The organism is uncultured Chitinophaga sp. (assembly GCF_937898475.1).
Taxonomy (GTDB): Bacteria; Bacteroidota; Bacteroidia; order Chitinophagales; family Chitinophagaceae; genus Chitinophaga.
The window spans coordinates 82,223-98,975 of record NZ_CALEJS010000016.1; the positions used below are offsets into that span (position 1 = coordinate 82,223).

Below are 16,753 nucleotides of genomic sequence, written 5' to 3' on the forward strand. Positions count from 1 at the left end.
TACAGCTCGGTAACCGGGGCAGCCTGAAATAGCTTTGTACCATCAAACCACTTAAAAACCTAACTAAATATGAACTTAAACACAACAAAAGTAATTTACCGCACAGGCGTTGTATTGACCGCTTTATGGTTTGGCGCAAGCGGATTTTTCGAACTTACAAGGAATCCAATTGTATGGGACATCACAGTAAAGCTGGGTTACCCGGCACACTTTATCTACATTCTTGGTGTTGCCAAACTTTCAGGTATCGCGGTGCTGTTAATGCCCAACAGGCTGCCCCGGTTAAAGGAATGGGTGTTTGCAGGAATATACTTTGACATCATCTTTGCATTCTTCTCCAAACTGGCTGTACTGGATTTTATGGCTACCATTGATGCGATCATCGCCTTCACAATGGTTACCATTACTTACAGCATGTTCAGGAGATTGTATCCTGCCATTTATGCTCATCACAGTACACCATTCAATCCAATCAATGTTTAAAAAAAATCAAAACGTATATGATCATGAAAAATTATAAACATACCGCCAGGCGCCGCTTTCTAAGCATAATTGCCCTCACACTAGCAGCAGGCTTTTTTACTATTTCCCAACCCTTAAAAGCTGATAACATGAAAGATACGGAGATTGTAAACCATGATACATTAGGCCCCATCAAACAGATCAAAGCAGGCGTGCTGGATGTTGGCTATGCGGAAGCGGGCCCGGCAACCGGAACGCCGGTGATCCTGCTGCACGGCTGGCCTTACGACATCTATAGCTATGCTGAAGTATCCGAGCTGCTGGCGGCTAAAGGTTACCGCGTATTGATACCTTACCTGCGCGGTTATGGCAGCACCCGGTTTCTTTCTGCAGCAACGCCCAGGAACGGGCAGCAGTCTGCATTAGCCGAAGATGTGATCGCTTTTATGGATGCGCTGAAAATCAGGCAGGCCGTGATCGGCGGGTTTGACTGGGGCGCACGTACGGCAGACATCGTGGCTGCCCTCTGGCCAGAACGTGTGAAGGCACTGGTATCCGTGAGCGGTTACCTCATTGGCAGCCAGCAGGCCAATAAAGCGCCGCTGCCCCCCAAAGCGGAACTGTCATGGTGGTACCAGTTCTATTTTGCTACAGAGCGCGGCCGCGAGGGCTATGACGCCAACAGGAAGGAATTCAGCAGGCTGATCTGGCAAACGGCTTCGCCTACCTGGCAGTTTGACAATGCTACCTTTGAGCGTTCAGCAGCTGCTTTTGACAACCCGGATCATGTGGCCATTGTGATCGATAACTACCGCTGGCGGCTGGGCCTAAGCCGGGGAGAAGCAAAATATGATGCACTGGAAAAGCAACTGGCCGCAGCGCCCGCTATTACAGTGCCCACCGTTACCCTGGAAGGAGACGCCAATGGCGCCCCTCATCCGGATCCATCTAAATACGCAGCAAAATTTACGGGTAAATATGTGCACCATACCATTAGCGGGGGCATTGGCCATAACCTTCCACAGGAGGCGCCCCAGGCTTTTGCAGCCGCTGTTATAGAGGCCGATGGTCTTGCTAAATAGGGTAATGTTACTGCAAGCCGGTTGGCGAATATCCAAAGTGCTTTTTGAAGGCAAAGGAAAAATGAGACAGGTCTTCAAATCCTACTTCGAGGTATACATCAACCGGTTTTCTTTTTTTCTCTCCTATTTCGTAATGCGCCAGCTCCAGTCTTTTCTGCGTAAGCCATTTCTGCGGCGAGGTATTGAAATGCTTTTTAAAGTCCCTGTTGAACGTAGAAAGACTACGGCCCGTGAGATAACCAAACTTTGCCAGGGGCATGTTGAACATGAAGTTCTTTTCCATAAAGGTGACCAGGTCTATTTTTCCCGGCTCTTCGAAGTTGGTCAGCACAGCATCAATTTCCGGGTCTATCGTCCGCAGTATATTCACTGCTTCGCTGATCTTGATGGCCGCGATGTTTTCCGGGAAGGGATCCTGCATTTCAAAGTAAGGGATCAGCGAAGCCAGGCAGCTCTTCAGCAGCGGATGGTTGTTAAAGCAGCGGATCTTTCCCGATACAGCTGCCTTAGGTTTTATATGAAGGTTGGCATAGCACTCCCTGAGGCGTTCGGGCGACAGGTGCATGACCACTGTTTTATGCGGAAGGCCGTCTTTAGGGTAGTTAATAACGGTGGCCAGCTGGTTTCTCGGGATCAGGAAAATGTCTCCCGGTCCGAAGAGGAAAGCCGCTTCTCCCTGTATGATCTTTGTTTCGCCGGAGATGAACCATACCAACATGTGTTGGTCAAACAGCACTTCTGTTTTGAAGGGCTTATCGTCATAGCAGGATAACTTGATGTCCGGCGTGATGTATTTGGCTTTGAATTCCATATTACGGCAGCATGCTACAAAGGTAACTGATTCATTAATCTGCATTGAATACGATACCGGTCATTTCTTCGCTTAAGCGCCAGAGCCGTTTTGCATTGGCTTCATCCAGGGAATAGGGCTGTACACCCCGCATAGTGGATGGATCTTCGGGTTTGTGCTCAATGTGGCCCAGATCCAGTTCGGCAATGTCAGCATCTTCGCAATATACGCCGCCTATGCCATCCAGCCGGTGACTGGTAGCGCACCATACCGTAGTAGCGGCGCCCTGGGAAATGGTTTTCAGCTTTTCCACCACTTCTGCCCGGAGATTACCATCGGCATCCAGCAGGCCCATTTGCTGAAAGAGTTCACGGGAAGCTTCCCTTCCCAGTTCTGTGCCGTTAACGGAGCCGGGACTCAGTGAAAATGCACGGACATTTGATGCGCTGGCGCGGCTGTCCAGCTCAAGGGCAAACAGGTTATTGGCTGTTTTTGACTGGCCATACCCCTGCAGAGATTCATAGTTCCGCTGCTCAAAATTGGGATCATCGAAATTGAATGGCGACAGCTGGTGGCCAAAAGAAGATACGCTTACTACCCTTGCACCATTTGCTTGTTTAAGCGTGGGCCATAATCTGGCGGTGAGCTGGAAATGCCCCAGGTGGTTGGTAGCCAGCTGTGATTCATAGCCGCGCTGATCCCTGCGCAGGGGCACCCACATGATACCGGCGTTGTTGATAAGCAAATGAAGCGGCCTGCCGGATGCCAGGAAGGTTGCTGCAAAGGCATCAATGGAGGCGGGGTCCATCAGGTCCATGGGATAGACTTCAACGTTAGCGATGCCTTTTACATTATTTTTTGCTTTCTCAATATCACGGGCAGGAACGATCACGGTAGCGCCGGCGGCAGCAAATGTGCTGGTGGTTTCGAGTCCGATACCTGCATAGCCGCCGGTAACGATGGCTGTTTTACCGGAAAGATCAATTCCTTTAATAACATCACTGGTAGTTGACGTTGCATGGAAGCCGGATGGCAGTGGTTTTTGCAGGGCGCCCTGGTAGTTGTTGTGTTTCATTTCCAAATTTGTTTTGCTGCAACAAAATTACTTCGCCGGCTGATGGGCGGCTTTGTTTAGCGTGTCATTGTTACTTTGTTTAAAATGTCAGCTACAGGATGTATTTTTATAGCCTGTAAATAAGTTCTCACTCAAAAAAGCATACGGTATGAAAGCATTCCTCGGTATGGGGCTCTTAGGCTCGAACTTTGTAAAAGCAATGATCAGGAAAGGCAACCAGGTACAGGTATGGAACCGGACCCCTGCAAAGGCAAGCGCCCTGGAAGCAGCAGGTGCTAAAGCATATCCCACACCGGAGGAGGCTGTACGCAATGCTGATATTGTCCATCTCGCCTTAAAAGACGATCATACCGTAGATGAAGTACTGGCGATGGCGGCTGCGGGGTTGAAGCGCGGCGCTATCATTGTAGATCATACCACCACATCAGCGGCGGGCGCTGTAAAAAGGACACAGGAATGGAAAGCCCGCGGGTTTACCTATCAGCATGCACCTGTATTTATGGGGCCGCAGAATGCATTGGAAAGCACGGGTTTTATGCTGGTATCCGGTGACCAGGCGGTTATCCGTCAACTGGAACCCGAACTGGCGGCCATGACGGGGAAAGTGATCAATTTCGGCGAGGAAACCGGCAAAGCTGCGGGCATGAAACTGATCGGCAACCTCTTCCTGGTAGGTATGACCGCAGGCCTGGCGGATGCGCTTTCCCTGGCGAAGGCGCTGAACATCCCGGTAGATGATCTGACAACGTTGTTCGGTTCCTGGAACCCGGGCGCAGTATTACTGGGCAGGTTGCAGAGAATGAGCAGCGGGAATTATGATCAGCCATCCTGGGAGCTGGCAATGGCGCGGAAGGATACACAGCTGTTCATGGATGCAGCCGCCGCAGGGGGCAGTGATTTAGCAGTGATTCCGGCGATTGCAGCGGAAATGGATAAGTGGATTGCAAATGGGCATGGGAATAAGGACTGGACAGTGATTGGGAGTGGGAAGTAAACAACGAACCTATTAGTGGCCGACCGCCTTCTTCAGCCACTCCATCTCTATCCATTTTACATCCCGTTCACTGCTAAAGAAGAAATACCTGCCATCCGGGGAAATGTACGGACAAAAATCCCGTGCCCTGGTACTAAACGGACTCCCCAGGTTTACTGCCTGCTGCCAGTTGCCCTCTCCTTCTTTCCTGGAATAATACAGATCTGCACCACCTAAGCCATCCTCCCGGTTGGAAGATGCAAAAATAATCAGCTCCTCATCCGCTGCAACACCGGGATCAAACTCAGACTTTGCGGTGTTAACAGCAGGCCCCAGGTTAACAGGTGTTGTATATTTATCATTCACCAGTTTACTTACATAAATATCTTCCTGGCCGTATCCGCCTTGCCGGGAAGAGGCAAAATAAAGGTTACCGTTCCTGGCAAAGGAGATGTAGAATTCGCTGCTATCTGTATTGAGGATCTTCATCGGCTCCGGGGCAGACCAGCTGCCGCCAGGCAAGGGCTTTACGAACCAGATGTTAAAGTCCCGAAGTGTATCTGCTGCCGTTAGCGGCCTGTCTGAGATAAAATAAAGTTTACCGTCCGGAGAAAAAGCAGGATCCGCCTCCGAGTATTTACTATCCAGGAAGGGCACAATCATTGGCAATGACCAGCTGCCGCCCTCATGATGGGTAACATAGATCTTGGTTTGTTGATTGATGGAGCGCGTAAAGTAATAAGATCCTCCATCCGGAGAAAAACAGGCATTAAAATCCATGGAGTCTGATGAAACGATACCGGGCAGAAAACGAAGCGCTGCAGTATCGGGGAGTGGCTGCGGATATGGAATACCGGATCCGGGTTGTGCGCCGGCATGTAATACTGCCAGTACGCACAGGAAACAGGTGATGGCTACAGATCTCATGTAAAGAAATTTAATGAAACAATAAGCTTACACAGCGACCAGGTCCACGTTGTATGTTCCAAAGATAAGGGAATGCCTACAATAAGCAGGCCGTCTCAAACAATTTGAGACGGCCCTTTCTGCTGATCCGTTATCAATATAAAGCGGCGGCAGCCTGCTTATCTTTTGTAGATAAAACCGTTGCTCCGCTACCGCATTGTCCACCGTTCATGAGGGATGCAGCATCTGTACCACCCACACCAGGTACCGCGGTGGCAGAAGATTCGCCGATAGCAGCCCAGTTGGTATGCCTGAAAGAAACGTTATGTCCCATTTCATGACAGATGGTACGTGCACGTTGTGCAAAGCTGTTACCCGCAATATAGGCCTTGTTGATCCTGATCAGGTTACCGGCGCGGCCACCTGAGGGAAATGTGCCCGAGCCGCAAACACCGTTGCCTAAATTGGCGTTCACAATACGTACATCATAGGGAGCGGCAGCCACCACTACCCAGTTGATGTTGCAATTGGCAACAGCATTCCACTGCGCGATAGCAGAGTTGATCTCCGACATCATGGATGTCATGGAGGGATCTACAAACAGGCGGATATTCGACACGTTGGCGGGAGATACCAGGCTACCGGTATAATACTGTTCTGTTCTCAGCTTGCCTTCGGGCACCTGCATATTCTTGGGAAAGCTGATGTCTTCTTCAACAATAAATTCTGTAGGTTGCTCAACAATGCTGCCGGCGGGGAATCCCAGCTGTTTAATGTAAGCCAGTACTTTCACTGCATTGTCCTGCGACGGGGTTACTGCAGGATCGGCAGGTGCATCGGTTGTTTTGCTACATGCAGTGAAAACAATGATCAACAGGGCTACCAATGGGAAAAATGTGCTCTTTTTCATGTTAGTTTAATTTAGGGTGAAGTAAAGAAAGGTCAGCGGCGCTTAATCAGGGCCATAGGACAATTGTTAATGCGCTCAATATGGTTTTCGCGATGCTGCTTTTTATCTATCGATAAACGGGGATTACAGATTTTGGTTATGCGCGATATTACAATGTTCAACTGCTTTTAGGTTGCAGCGGAATTCAGTATATGTATTATTTATGTGCTGATCAGCCTACCATGAAACGTTCTTCCTGGTGTGTGGCCACAACAGTGATGACATCTCCTACGCTTAACACACCTGTTCCTTCATGGATCAGGTTCTGGCCAAACATGATCTTGTTATTCTTTGTGCGATAGGTGGCAAGGGTCTTTAACGGCTCTTTACCTTTCTGTGCGGTTTGCTGATTGATCGTGGTAAGTACGCAACGGGCGCAAAGCTTTACGCCGTAAAAGCTGATGCCTGCTATCTGAATATGTTTGAGGATATCTTCCTGGTAAGGCGTGCCGCCGGTAAAAACAATGTTAGGCCTGAACCTGTTCATGGGCAGGGACGCTGCCATGCGGCTATTGAGATCGTCCAGTGAAGCCTGCCCGATCAGCAAAAAAGGATAGGCATCTGCAAAAGAAGTAATGAAGCCCTCAGGCGCATAGGTAAGATCTACCTGGCGGCGGGTGTTTTCAGGCATATGTACCAGTCGGCAGCGGATGCCTGTTGCTTCCGTGAACCAATGATCCAGCTCAGCGCTTACGAATACGCCGCTGCAGGTATCATTCCAGATCGTTACTTCCTGCGCCGACAGTGCAGGCTGTTCAAAAGGAATGCGTACAGCGCCTTTATCCGGATGGGTGACCCGCAGGCTATCCTCTTCCAGCTGCACTTTCAGCAGGGCCAGCTGCGGAAACTCACGCTGGGTGATGAAACGGTTTTGCGCATCCACCAGCATCCAGCGGCGGTCATATTGAAGACCGCGGTCTGTTACTACAGCGGAACCAAGCGATATACCGCCGAGTGATTTTATTGGATAGATATGCAGTTCGCCTATGGTCAGCATGGGTTCAGATTGATGTACGGCAGCAAAAATATCCTCTTTTTTTGTATCTTCTGTCAATATTTGAACCCATCTCATTAAAACCCTTCCACGTATGAAAACAAGGAATAGCATCACCCGCCGTCAGTTTATTGATGCCGCCGCCAAAGCCTCTCTTTCATTTACTATTGTGCCCCGCAGTGTACTGGGCGGCCGCGGTTATATTGCTCCCAGCGATAAACTGAACATTGCCTATATAGGTTGCGGTACACAGGGATTACGTGAAATGTGCGAACTGCTTCCGCTGCCCGACTTACAGATCGTTTCGGTATGCGATCCCAATAAAATGAGCACCAATTATGTTGACTGGTCGCCCAACGGTATCCGGGACGACATCCGCAAAACATTAAACGATCCCGGCTGGGGAGCTGCTTTCAAGGGTATTCCCGGCGGGCGGGATATTGGCCGGGAGCTGGTGGAGAAGTATTACAGCAAACAACGCAACACCGGTTATAAAGGCTGTACATCGTATGCCGATTTCCGTGAGTTGCTGGAAAAGGAAAAGGATATTGATGCGGTGAAGATCATGACACCGGATCACCTGCACGGCTATATTTCCATTGCAGCCATGAAAAAAGGCAAGCATGTGGTGATACATAAACCGTTGGCCAACCGCATGTATGAAGCCAGGCAGGTAATAGCGACTGCGCGCAACACCGGTGTGGGCACCCATCTCCTGGCCTGGAGCAAGCGCCCGGGAGCCGAACAGGTGAAGCAATGGATCGCGGAAGGGCGTATCGGGAAATTACGCGAGATCCATAACTGGTCTAACCGCCCCGTATGGCCGCAGTGGACCTCCAACCCTACTGACACGCCCCCTGTTCCTGAAGGTTTTGACTGGCAGCTATGGCTGGGCCCTGTGCCTGACCGTCCCTATCATCCCAATTACACGCATAATGTTTTCAGGGGATGGTATGACTTTGGGGCAGGCAGTATTGCAGAAATGGGTCATTACAGTTTATGGCCGCTGTTCCTGACACTGGGTATTAATACCGCTCCTTATTTTGCAGAGGCCTGTGGCACGACTACCAGCGCAATAGATCATCACGTAAGTCATGGTGTAAGGAATGATGTGGCCTTTCCCTATTCCTGTATGGTACGTTTCAAGTTCCCGGAGCAGGCTACGCTGCCCCCCTTTGAGCTGTTCTGGTATGACGGCGGTATGCGTCCGCACACACCCGATGAACTGGGCGCGGGTTCACTGGAACGGGAAGGGATGATGTTTGTGGGAGATAAGGGCAGGATCATTGCAGGCTTCCGCTGTGATAACCCAAGAATACTGGGCGCTACGGATCTTGCGGCAACATCCCAAAAAGCCGAAGCAGACCGTAGCGATCAATACTGGATAGATGCGTTCAGGAATAAGACACAGTCGCCCGGCAGCTTCCTCCTGGCCGGACCAGTTACAGAAACCATTCTACTTGGCGGTGTGGCCATACGATCCAGGAAAAGACTGGAATATGACGCCCGTAGTATGAAGATCACCAACGATGAACAGGCTAACAAATATTTTCATCGTGAATACCGCCCGGGCTGGGAGTTGTAGGTAATTGTCAGTTGTCAGTACCGTTAGCTTATTAAGCCCCCGGCCACTGACAACTGACCAATCAGTTATGCCGTTGTCAGATCAACCGGCAGTTTATAGATCCTTTTACCGGTGGCGGCAAAAATAGCATTGCATAGCGCCGGTGTAAAGGGCGGCACCGGAGGTTCACCTACCCCGGTAGGTTTCTCCTCGCTGTCTATGATATGTACATGGATCTGTTTGGGAGACTCCGGCATGCGGATGATCTGGTAAGTATCGAAGTTGTTCTGTTCTACGGCGCCGTTCTTTACCGTGATGGCGCTCTTCAGCGCGATACTGGTGGAGAACTGTGCTCCGCCTTCAAACTGCGACCTGATACGGTCTGTATTCACTGCAACACCGCAATCTATGGCGTAGTGCACATTGGGAATGGTGATCCTGTTATTGCTGTCTACATTTACTTCCACTATGCAGGCTACATAGGTGAGGAAGCTGCGGTGAGCGGCAAAGCCGAGCCCTGAGCCGGCGGGCATTTTTTTACCCCAGCCTGCTTCTTTAGCCACGCGTTCTATTACACGTTTCATGCGGCTTGTATTCCAGGGATACACGGCGATATCTTCGTTATAGTTGGGATACTTACCGTTTATCAGCTCTTCGTTAAAGGTGATGTTCCTGTCTTCGCCCAACAGGTCCAGCGCATTGGCAACGGCATCCATGCCACGTGCTGCGGCTACTTCATCCAGCATGGTCTGTATGGCGAAAGCCTGCGGAATGTTGCGCACGGATCGCAGCCAGCCTATACGCATGTGAGATACACAGTCGTATGTTTCAATCTGGATGTTGGGCACATTGTAGGGAAAGTCTGTAGCGCCCAGTCCCAACTCGCCATCAGAAGGCTGGACCACCTTGGCATCAAAAGTAGAGCCGATGGAAGGATAGGCGATATGATGACTCCAGCCGCTCAGTTTATTATCCGCATCGATAGTGGCTACGATGCGTTGTGCGCTGAGCGAATGGTGGAAATCATGATGCAGGTCATCTTCACGTGTCCACTGTACCCTGACGGGCAGGCCTGATTCTTTGGCCAGCAGGGCAGCTTCTACGATAAAGTCGGGTTTTGATTTGCGGCCAAAGCCACCGCCCAGGAGGGTAACATTCACCCTTACTTTGGCGGCATCCATGCCCAGCGCTTCGGCAACGGCATCGCGGGCGCCCTGCGGGTTCTGTGTACAGGCCCATACTTCGCAGCTGCTGTTTTTGATCACGGCCAGCGCGCTGGGTGGTTCTATGGTAGCATGGGCCAGGTGCGGCGCCAGGTAGGTATGTTCTATCACTTTTTTAGCGCCGGAACGTGCCTTGCTGAATTCACCGCGTTTTCTTCTTACCGTACCGCTGTGCTTTATCTTTTCTGCCAGCTCTTCCAGCTCTTTGGCAGAATCGTAGGTAGCATTAGGGCCCAGGTCCCATTCAACTTCCAGGGCATCGCGTCCTTTGATGGCGGCCCAGGTATTTTCTGCGATCACTGCTACGCCGCTTAGCGGCTTGTGGACGGTGGGCGGATTATCGCCCCCCTTGATCGGGATCACCTTCAGCACGCCGGGAATGGCTTTTGCTTTGGCGTCGTCGAAAGACTTTATCTTTCCGCCTACAACGGGGCAGTGTTTGATCACGGCTACTTTTGTATTCTCCACATCTGCATCGATACCGAAAACCGCTTTGCCGGTAACAATGTCGTGCAGATCGAAGATGGGTGTATCATGACCGATCATTTTAAACTGGCTGCGGTCTTTCAGCTTCAGCTGTTCGGGCTTGGGCACTTCCAGTGCGCTGGCAGCAGCAACGAGATCACCAAAGGGAGTGCTTTTACCGGAGGCTTTGTGCACTACCTGACCGTTTTCTGTATCGCATTCATCTGCAGCTACGTTCCATTCTTTGGCGGCAGCCTGTATGAGCATGTAGCGGGCAGCGGCGCCGGCTTCGCGCATGGGTTTATAGAACATACGAACGGAGTAGGATCCGTCTGTATTCTGATCGCCATATTTCTTTTCGTCGCCTTCTGCCTGTACGATGCGTACCCGGCTCCAGTCGGCGCCCAGTTCATCGGCTATTATCAGCGGAAGGCCGGTACGAATACCGGTACCCATTTCTGAGCGGTGAGCAACGATGATTACTTCACCATCTGCATTGATGGTGAGGTAAACGTTGGGGGCCAGTGAGGCCACCTTCTTCCCTTTGTCATTGCAGCTGAAGAAGCTGACGCCCAGTACCAGTCCGCCGGCCAGCACGCCGCCAATCTTCAGGAAGTCTCTCCGGGAAGCTTTAAACAGCTCGGAGCTTACATCTTCCTGTTGTTCTATCTTCTTATGAAAAGGTGATGATATTTTCATTGGTCAGCTTTATTTAGGATGACATTACTGCCTCCGGCCGCAGTAATAATAGCCTGTTTAATACGGTTATAGGTACCACAGCGGCAGAGGTTTCCCTGCATGGCCTGTTCTATCTGCTCTTCCGAAGGTTTGGGATTGCGTTTCAGCAGGGCAGCTGCATTCATGATCTGGCCTGTCTGGCAATAACCACATTGCGGTACCACGTGTTTTTCCCATGCCTGTTGCAGGGGATGATCGCCATTTTCAGACAAGCCTTCAATGGTAGTGACCTTACCTTTTCCGACAGCGGACACCGGGACACTGCAGGAGCGTATGGCTACATCGTCCAGATGCACGGTACAGGCGCCACATTGGGCCATACCGCAGCCGAACTTAGTGCCTTTCATTCCCAGTACATCCCTTAAAACCCAAAGCAGCGGCATGTCTTCCATGACGTCTACTTCATGTGTTTTACCGTTGATCTGGATGGAGTATTTAGACATAGTTGATGTGTTTGTTAAATAAATGTAAGATGGTTTCCGCATGTGACCAACAAAGCGAATACTAATTTAATAAATAGCGCCCTGGTTTCCGAGGATAGGACAGACGCTTCCAGCACCACTCCAGCGGGCCTGCCTGCATCTTCCCCAGCCACCATCTGCTGATCAGCACCTGCACCACAAACACAAAGATGCTTACAAAAAACAAGGTAAGCGCCCCGCAGCCGCGAAGGTGAAATCCCGGGAGCCATCCGTAAAAAAGCACAATGCAAATAATGGTTTGCAGGATGTAGTTGCTGAGGGCCGTCCTGCCTACATACATAAAAGGCGTGAACAATATTTTCCAGCGGTCCTGTTCAAAGAGCTTAATAAATAATGCTACGTACATGAGGCTATGCAGGATCAATCCACCGGCTACTACAAAGGACACCCAAAGCAGGTAATATTCATCTATCGAAAAATATCCCTTTTTAAGGGCCCAGAAAGCAATGCTGGAGGGTATGCCCAGTATCAGTCCCCAGGTGATCCATTTGCGGCGCATGGCGGCAAAATTACCGGGAGCCGTAAAAAAGGCGCTGCGGCCCAACCAGTAACCGAGTAATATCTTCCCGAAAACGGAGATGATGGTAACCGGCGAATCCTGTAAAAAATTATGAAAGGGGTCTATCCGCCAGTTCATGATAAAGGCATCGGTATAACTGCCCATCGTGAAGGCAAGACGGATCTCTTCCAGGCCAGGGTAACCCGGCGTACTGATACCCAGCATGGATTGGAGAATGAACGCGATGGCTGTCAGCGGCACACAAAATATGACGGCCCAGCGGAGGATGCTTTTGATGCTGCTGCCCGTAAATAGCAATAACAAAAAGCCCGAGAGGGCGTAATAACGGATAATATCTCCGAACCACAGCAAATAAGCATGGAGGCAGGCGATGAGCAGGAGAATGAACATTCTCTTGCTGAAGTACTTCGGGAAGGAAACGCCCGCGGCTACCGCCCGCTGTTGCAGGATGGCGAAGCCTGTTCCGAACAGAATGGAAAAGAGGGTAATGAATTTGGTATCTACCAGGATATTGATGACCGTATCCACCAGGCGATCGGCAGGATAGGTGGGCAGGGCCTGTTGCTGTTCAGGGGTAAGCCAGCCGTAATCGGCAAAGCCCCGGATATTGACCAGGATGATACCAAAGGAGGCAAAACCGCGGAGGGCATCCAGCAGATGATTACGTTCCGTTCCGCTAAGCGGTTGGAAAGATGGAAGATGGGCAGACATAGATCAGTGATTTTTTTGCGGGCTAAATTCGGCTGCTGTGAGTGCAAGCCCAATTTTCAGCGCCGTTTATCCGGCGAAGCAGGTAAAATTCCGGCTGAAGTATGAAAAATACGTCGTGGAAGACAGTAGTTATTGACCGTTCAGGAGCCAGCTTTTGAAAACGGGGGCTTTTTTCTGGCTGACGATGACGGGTTCTCTGAAGGCGGGTTCCAGCTGCAGGGAGAGTTTTCCGAATTCCCGGGGAGAGAAGGAGTGCACCGCTTTGCGCTGTACGATCAGCTGGCGGTTGGCCCGGAAGAAATGGCTTTCGTCCAGCATCGCCTCCAGATCGTCCAGTGAATATGACACCAGGAAGTGATCCCCGCCGAAGGATTGCAGGTAGGTATAATCCCCGTTCTTATAGGCATAAGCCACCTGCTCTACCGGAAGGGGAAGATTACGGGCACCCCTGTTCACCAGGATAACGGCAGGTTTAGGAGCGGGAGCGGGCGAAGGCGCTTCCACAAAAGCCTGCACAGGGGCAGGTGTTGCCCTGTGGTATAAATACCAGGTAAAGTAAGACATGTTGATCAGGACAATGAGCACACAGGAGACGGGGAACTCGTAGAGCAGGTAGCTTACCTGCTCAATGTCCTGGTTGAAAAAGATGCGCATCTGCAGCAGGGTGAGCACATATAATAAGATGGCCGTAAGGATCACGCCAAAGATGGCCTGCAGAAAGACCCGGGCAAGGGGTTTGACGAACCAGTCATAATGTACATCCAGCCACGCGGAGATCCTGCTGATCAGCTCCCACAACAAATAAGCGATCACGAAACCGGACAACAGGGCCAGTTGATAACTTTTACGGGGCAGCAGCTGGAAGAAACTTTCTTCTCTTCCTATCGCCTCGATAAAGTGAGCGCAGAAAAGGGAGCCGGTGATCTTCAGCCAGCGGTCCTGATATTTGGGGGATACGGCAAGCATCATAATAGAAAACCAGGAGTAATTTATAAAAATTTACCTTTACTGCCATAAACTACCCCATCATGGATGCTGCAACACTGAAAGCATTACAGGCCCCGCTGAAAGAGCAGTACAGGAACGACCCCGCTGCCGCCATCATCACATTAAAAGCTACGGGTAAAACAGGAGAAGACATTTCCTGCAATATAGAAACCGGGCGCAAACTGGTAGCAGCAGGACTGCATCCGGCCACCGGGGGCAGCGGACTGCTGGCCTGCTCGGGAGACCTGCTGCTGGAAGCACTGGTAGCCTGCGCAGGAGTTACCCTGAAGGCCGTAGCCACGGCTATTGGCGTTGAAATCAGGAATGCTGCCGTAGTGGCCGAAGGAGATCTGGATTTCAGGGGCACACTAGGGGTGTCGAAGGAAGTGCCGGTGGGGTTCAGCAGGATACGGCTGGAGTTTGTGGTAGATAGTCCTGCAACTGCGGAACAGCTGGATAGTTTGTTAAAATTGACGGAAAGATATTGTGTGGTGTACCAGACTTTGAAAGCGGGGGCGGTGGTAGAGGGAAGGGTGGTGAGGAGGGGAACTTAACTGCAGGTGGCATTTTATTTGTACGGAATATTTCCGTACATTTATGAAAGACAATGAACCCTTAAATCTTTAAAATATGAAAGCAGCAAGTACGACCAGGTTTGACACCAGGTTGTCAGTTGAGATGAAAGAATTTTTTGAACAGGCCGCAGATTTAGGTGGATTTAAAACCCTATCTGAGTTTGTAATATATTCAGTTAAACTTCAGGCTGAAAAAATCGTTGATAAGCACAATGCAATTCTGGCTTCCAAAAAAGACCAGGAAATTTTCTTTAAAGCAATAATGAACCCGGATGAACCCAATAAAAAGTTAAAAGCAGCTGCTGAACGGTATAAAAAAACAAAAAAAGGGAATGAATTATCTAACAGTTCCACTAAAAAATAGTCACAGAAAAAGTGATTTTAGTTGTGAAAAGCAGTTGCTTGATAAATACATACGCGAGCAAGCGAGCCAGGATATTAAAAGAAAGCTATCAGCATGTTTCGTTATTGAAGGAGATGAAAACCTGATTAAAGGATATTATACCTTATCGGGTTCATCTGTTAAAAGAGAGCTGATCCCTAAGCATGTTAGAAAAAAAATGCCCCCTGCCTACCAGGATCTGCCGGTTACTTTACTTGGCCGATTAGCCATTGATAAAACCTGTAAAGGTCAGGGACTTGGTGAATTGATCCTGATTGACGCTTTGAGTAGAAGTTATGACAACTCTAAGGTCATAGGTTCGATAGCTGTAGTTGTTGATCCATTGGACCATGATGCTGTGGCTTTCTATAAAAAGTATGGCTTTATTTCATTACCTGATAGCAATAAGATGTTCCTCGCCATGAAAACAATCGAAAGTCTGCTTAACAATTAAAACCCCTCACCCCTTCCCCCCCGGCAAAAAATACAACAACCCGCAACACACCACAAACAAAATAAACGAAGCCACCAGCGCAGGTATTGCTATCCCCCGGTTATGCTCCAATGCATTATTCAACCCACTATACAACAACCATATCTGCATGGTGACCAGCAACACCTGTATCACAATAATAGCCAGTGTAAGCGTGCTGGTTTTATTGGGATGCGCTTTCTCCTGGGCATTTCTGAAAGTACTCATGATATTTGTATTAAACGGTCTTTGTTCCCGGGCCGAGTACAAAAATATGATCCTCCTCCTCTACTACCTGTAAAGCGGGCAAAGGCCTTGGCGGCGGACCCTGTAATACATCGCCGGTGTTGGCGTCGAACCATCCGTTGTGGCAGGGACATTCTATCTTACCCGTACCTGCTTTATAAAATACGGCACAGGAAAGATGTGTGCACTTCTGTTCATATGCCTTGAACACACCGCTTTCCAGGTGGATCAGGATATACGGCGTATTGTCGCCGGGTAAACGGAAGGTACGTGTGCCGCCTGCCTCCAGTTCATCGCGTTTACATACCAGGAACCGTCCTGCATGGTGGGCGCCCTGGGGCCAGAATGCCCGGGCCACAACATAAGCGCTGCCGGCTACCATAGCCCCGGATATCAGGCATAACATGCGGGAGAACTCCCGCCGGGTGACCAGCCGGGCTTCATCCTGCCGATAGGGAAAATCACGTTGCCAGTCGGGCAATGTTTGTTCTTTACTCATAATTGAAAATTATCGTTTAATCAGCCGCCAGCCCCCGGCCGCCAATAGCCAACAGCTAACAGCTATTTACCCATGTACCTTCAGCATTGTAGCGCCTTTAGGCATCATGATATTCACTTTGGTAGTCACCGCTTCCTTGCCAAAAAGGAAATGGTTGACCGGATCGCTCTGCGGCCGCATTTTCCGCATACCTTCACGGGTGCCGTAGTATAGCGCGCCACTGGGACAAACGGTAGCGCACATCGGTTTTTTTCCAGCGCTGGTACGATCGTAGCAGAGATTGCATTTCATCATCAGGTCATACTTTTCCTGTTTGAAAGGCACGCCAAAGGGACAGGCCATCACACAGTTGGAACAGCCAATGCAGCGGGCTGTGTTGGCCGTATGCACTACCCCGAATTCGTCCTTGCTGATAGCATCCGCTGGGCATACCCTTGCGCAGACGGGATCCTCGCAGTGCATGCACACCTGCACGGTGGTCTGGATGGTATGGGCGCGGTCTACATAATTTACGTGGATCATGGAGTCCTGCCCGTTGGTCTCACATTCTGCACAGGCCACCACACAGGCCTGGCAGCCGATGCAACGCTGCATATCGATGAAGAACTCCATTTCTGTCTTATAAAAATTGGCTGTTTCCATATAATGAGCGTTAAGG

General features: G+C 50.2%; 19 protein-coding genes. 7 read left to right on the forward strand and 12 right to left on the reverse strand.

The features are described 5' to 3' along the window. The first annotated feature begins 69 nt into the window (after positions 1-69). Positions 70-483, forward strand: coding sequence for a DoxX family protein (locus tag Q0577_RS10225; protein ID WP_298735656.1), 414 nt, complete (start codon positions 70-72; stop codon positions 481-483). A gap of 23 nt (positions 484-506) precedes the next feature. Beyond that, positions 507-1,544, forward strand: coding sequence for an alpha/beta hydrolase (locus Q0577_RS10230; RefSeq protein ID WP_298735657.1), 1,038 nt, complete (start codon positions 507-509; stop codon positions 1,542-1,544). A 7-nt stretch (positions 1,545-1,551) separates the two neighbouring features. On the opposite strand, the gene Q0577_RS10235 is transcribed toward Q0577_RS10230, so the two are convergent. Continuing rightward, the gene (locus Q0577_RS10235) at positions 1,552-2,355 is read right to left on the reverse strand and encodes an AraC family transcriptional regulator (protein ID WP_298735658.1); all 804 of its coding nucleotides are present in this window, start codon (positions 2,353-2,355) and stop codon (positions 1,552-1,554) included. Positions 2,356-2,389: 34 nt separating this feature from the next. Next, entirely contained in the window at positions 2,390-3,409 is a 1,020-nt protein-coding gene (locus Q0577_RS10240; RefSeq protein WP_298735660.1) for an SDR family NAD(P)-dependent oxidoreductase, read from the reverse strand. Between the two features lie 148 nt (positions 3,410-3,557). Here Q0577_RS10240 and Q0577_RS10245 point away from each other — a divergent pair, with 148 nt between their 5' ends. Further along, the gene (locus Q0577_RS10245; RefSeq protein ID WP_298735662.1) at positions 3,558-4,403 is read left to right on the forward strand and encodes an NAD(P)-dependent oxidoreductase; all 846 of its coding nucleotides are present in this window, start codon (positions 3,558-3,560) and stop codon (positions 4,401-4,403) included. 12 nt (positions 4,404-4,415) lie between these two features. Here the strand turns inward: Q0577_RS10245 and Q0577_RS10250 are convergent, their stop codons facing one another. The 3 genes from Q0577_RS10250 to Q0577_RS10260 form a co-directional block, all read right to left on the reverse strand. Beyond that, positions 4,416-5,309 (reverse strand): hypothetical protein, encoded by an 894-nt coding sequence (locus Q0577_RS10250; RefSeq protein ID WP_298735664.1) that lies wholly within the window; start codon positions 5,307-5,309, stop codon positions 4,416-4,418. 133 nt (positions 5,310-5,442) lie between these two features. Continuing rightward, positions 5,443-6,198, reverse strand: coding sequence for a M57 family metalloprotease (locus tag Q0577_RS10255; protein ID WP_298735667.1), 756 nt, complete (start codon positions 6,196-6,198; stop codon positions 5,443-5,445). A gap of 211 nt (positions 6,199-6,409) precedes the next feature. After that, entirely contained in the window at positions 6,410-7,309 is a 900-nt protein-coding gene (locus tag Q0577_RS10260; RefSeq protein WP_298735668.1) for an MOSC N-terminal beta barrel domain-containing protein, read from the reverse strand. Positions 7,310-7,325: 16 nt separating this feature from the next. Here Q0577_RS10260 and Q0577_RS10265 point away from each other — a divergent pair, with 16 nt between their 5' ends. After that, entirely contained in the window at positions 7,326-8,816 is a 1,491-nt protein-coding gene (locus Q0577_RS10265) for a Gfo/Idh/MocA family oxidoreductase (RefSeq protein ID WP_298735669.1), read from the forward strand. A 65-nt stretch (positions 8,817-8,881) separates the two neighbouring features. On the opposite strand, the gene Q0577_RS10270 is transcribed toward Q0577_RS10265, so the two are convergent. The 4 genes from Q0577_RS10270 to Q0577_RS10285 form a co-directional block, all read right to left on the reverse strand. Continuing rightward, entirely contained in the window at positions 8,882-11,182 is a 2,301-nt protein-coding gene (locus tag Q0577_RS10270; RefSeq protein ID WP_298735670.1) for a xanthine dehydrogenase family protein molybdopterin-binding subunit, read from the reverse strand. Further along, entirely contained in the window at positions 11,179-11,664 is a 486-nt protein-coding gene (locus Q0577_RS10275) for a (2Fe-2S)-binding protein (protein WP_298735671.1), read from the reverse strand. The genes Q0577_RS10270 and Q0577_RS10275 overlap by 4 nt, the downstream gene beginning before the upstream one ends. A 61-nt stretch (positions 11,665-11,725) precedes the next feature. After that, entirely contained in the window at positions 11,726-12,934 is a 1,209-nt protein-coding gene (locus tag Q0577_RS10280) for a DUF418 domain-containing protein (RefSeq protein ID WP_298735672.1), read from the reverse strand. A 129-nt stretch (positions 12,935-13,063) separates the two neighbouring features. After that, complete coding sequence (locus Q0577_RS10285; protein ID WP_298735674.1) at positions 13,064-13,903, reverse strand: LytTR family DNA-binding domain-containing protein; 840 nt, start codon at positions 13,901-13,903, stop codon at positions 13,064-13,066. Between the two features lie 59 nt (positions 13,904-13,962). On the opposite strand from Q0577_RS10285, the gene Q0577_RS10290 reads away from it, so the two are divergent. From Q0577_RS10290 to Q0577_RS10300, 3 genes are all read left to right on the forward strand, one after another. After that, complete coding sequence (locus Q0577_RS10290; RefSeq protein ID WP_298735676.1) at positions 13,963-14,475, forward strand: OsmC family protein; 513 nt, start codon at positions 13,963-13,965, stop codon at positions 14,473-14,475. Between the two features lie 76 nt (positions 14,476-14,551). Next, positions 14,552-14,860, forward strand: a complete 309-nt coding sequence (locus Q0577_RS10295) for a DUF1778 domain-containing protein (protein WP_298735678.1) — start codon at positions 14,552-14,554, stop codon at positions 14,858-14,860. Beyond that, the gene (locus Q0577_RS10300; protein ID WP_298735681.1) at positions 14,829-15,332 is read left to right on the forward strand and encodes a GNAT family N-acetyltransferase; all 504 of its coding nucleotides are present in this window, start codon (positions 14,829-14,831) and stop codon (positions 15,330-15,332) included. Before Q0577_RS10295 ends, Q0577_RS10300 begins: the two co-directional genes overlap by 32 nt. Before the next feature lie 6 nt (positions 15,333-15,338). On the opposite strand, the gene Q0577_RS10305 is transcribed toward Q0577_RS10300, so the two are convergent. From Q0577_RS10305 to Q0577_RS10315, 3 genes are all read right to left on the reverse strand, one after another. Next, the gene (locus Q0577_RS10305) at positions 15,339-15,578 is read right to left on the reverse strand and encodes a DUF6755 family protein (protein WP_298735683.1); all 240 of its coding nucleotides are present in this window, start codon (positions 15,576-15,578) and stop codon (positions 15,339-15,341) included. 10 nt (positions 15,579-15,588) lie between these two features. Beyond that, entirely contained in the window at positions 15,589-16,095 is a 507-nt protein-coding gene (locus Q0577_RS10310) for a Rieske (2Fe-2S) protein (protein ID WP_298735686.1), read from the reverse strand. A 66-nt stretch (positions 16,096-16,161) separates the two neighbouring features. After that, complete coding sequence (locus Q0577_RS10315) at positions 16,162-16,737, reverse strand: 4Fe-4S dicluster domain-containing protein (protein WP_298735689.1); 576 nt, start codon at positions 16,735-16,737, stop codon at positions 16,162-16,164. Between the last annotated feature and the right edge of the window lie 16 nt (positions 16,738-16,753).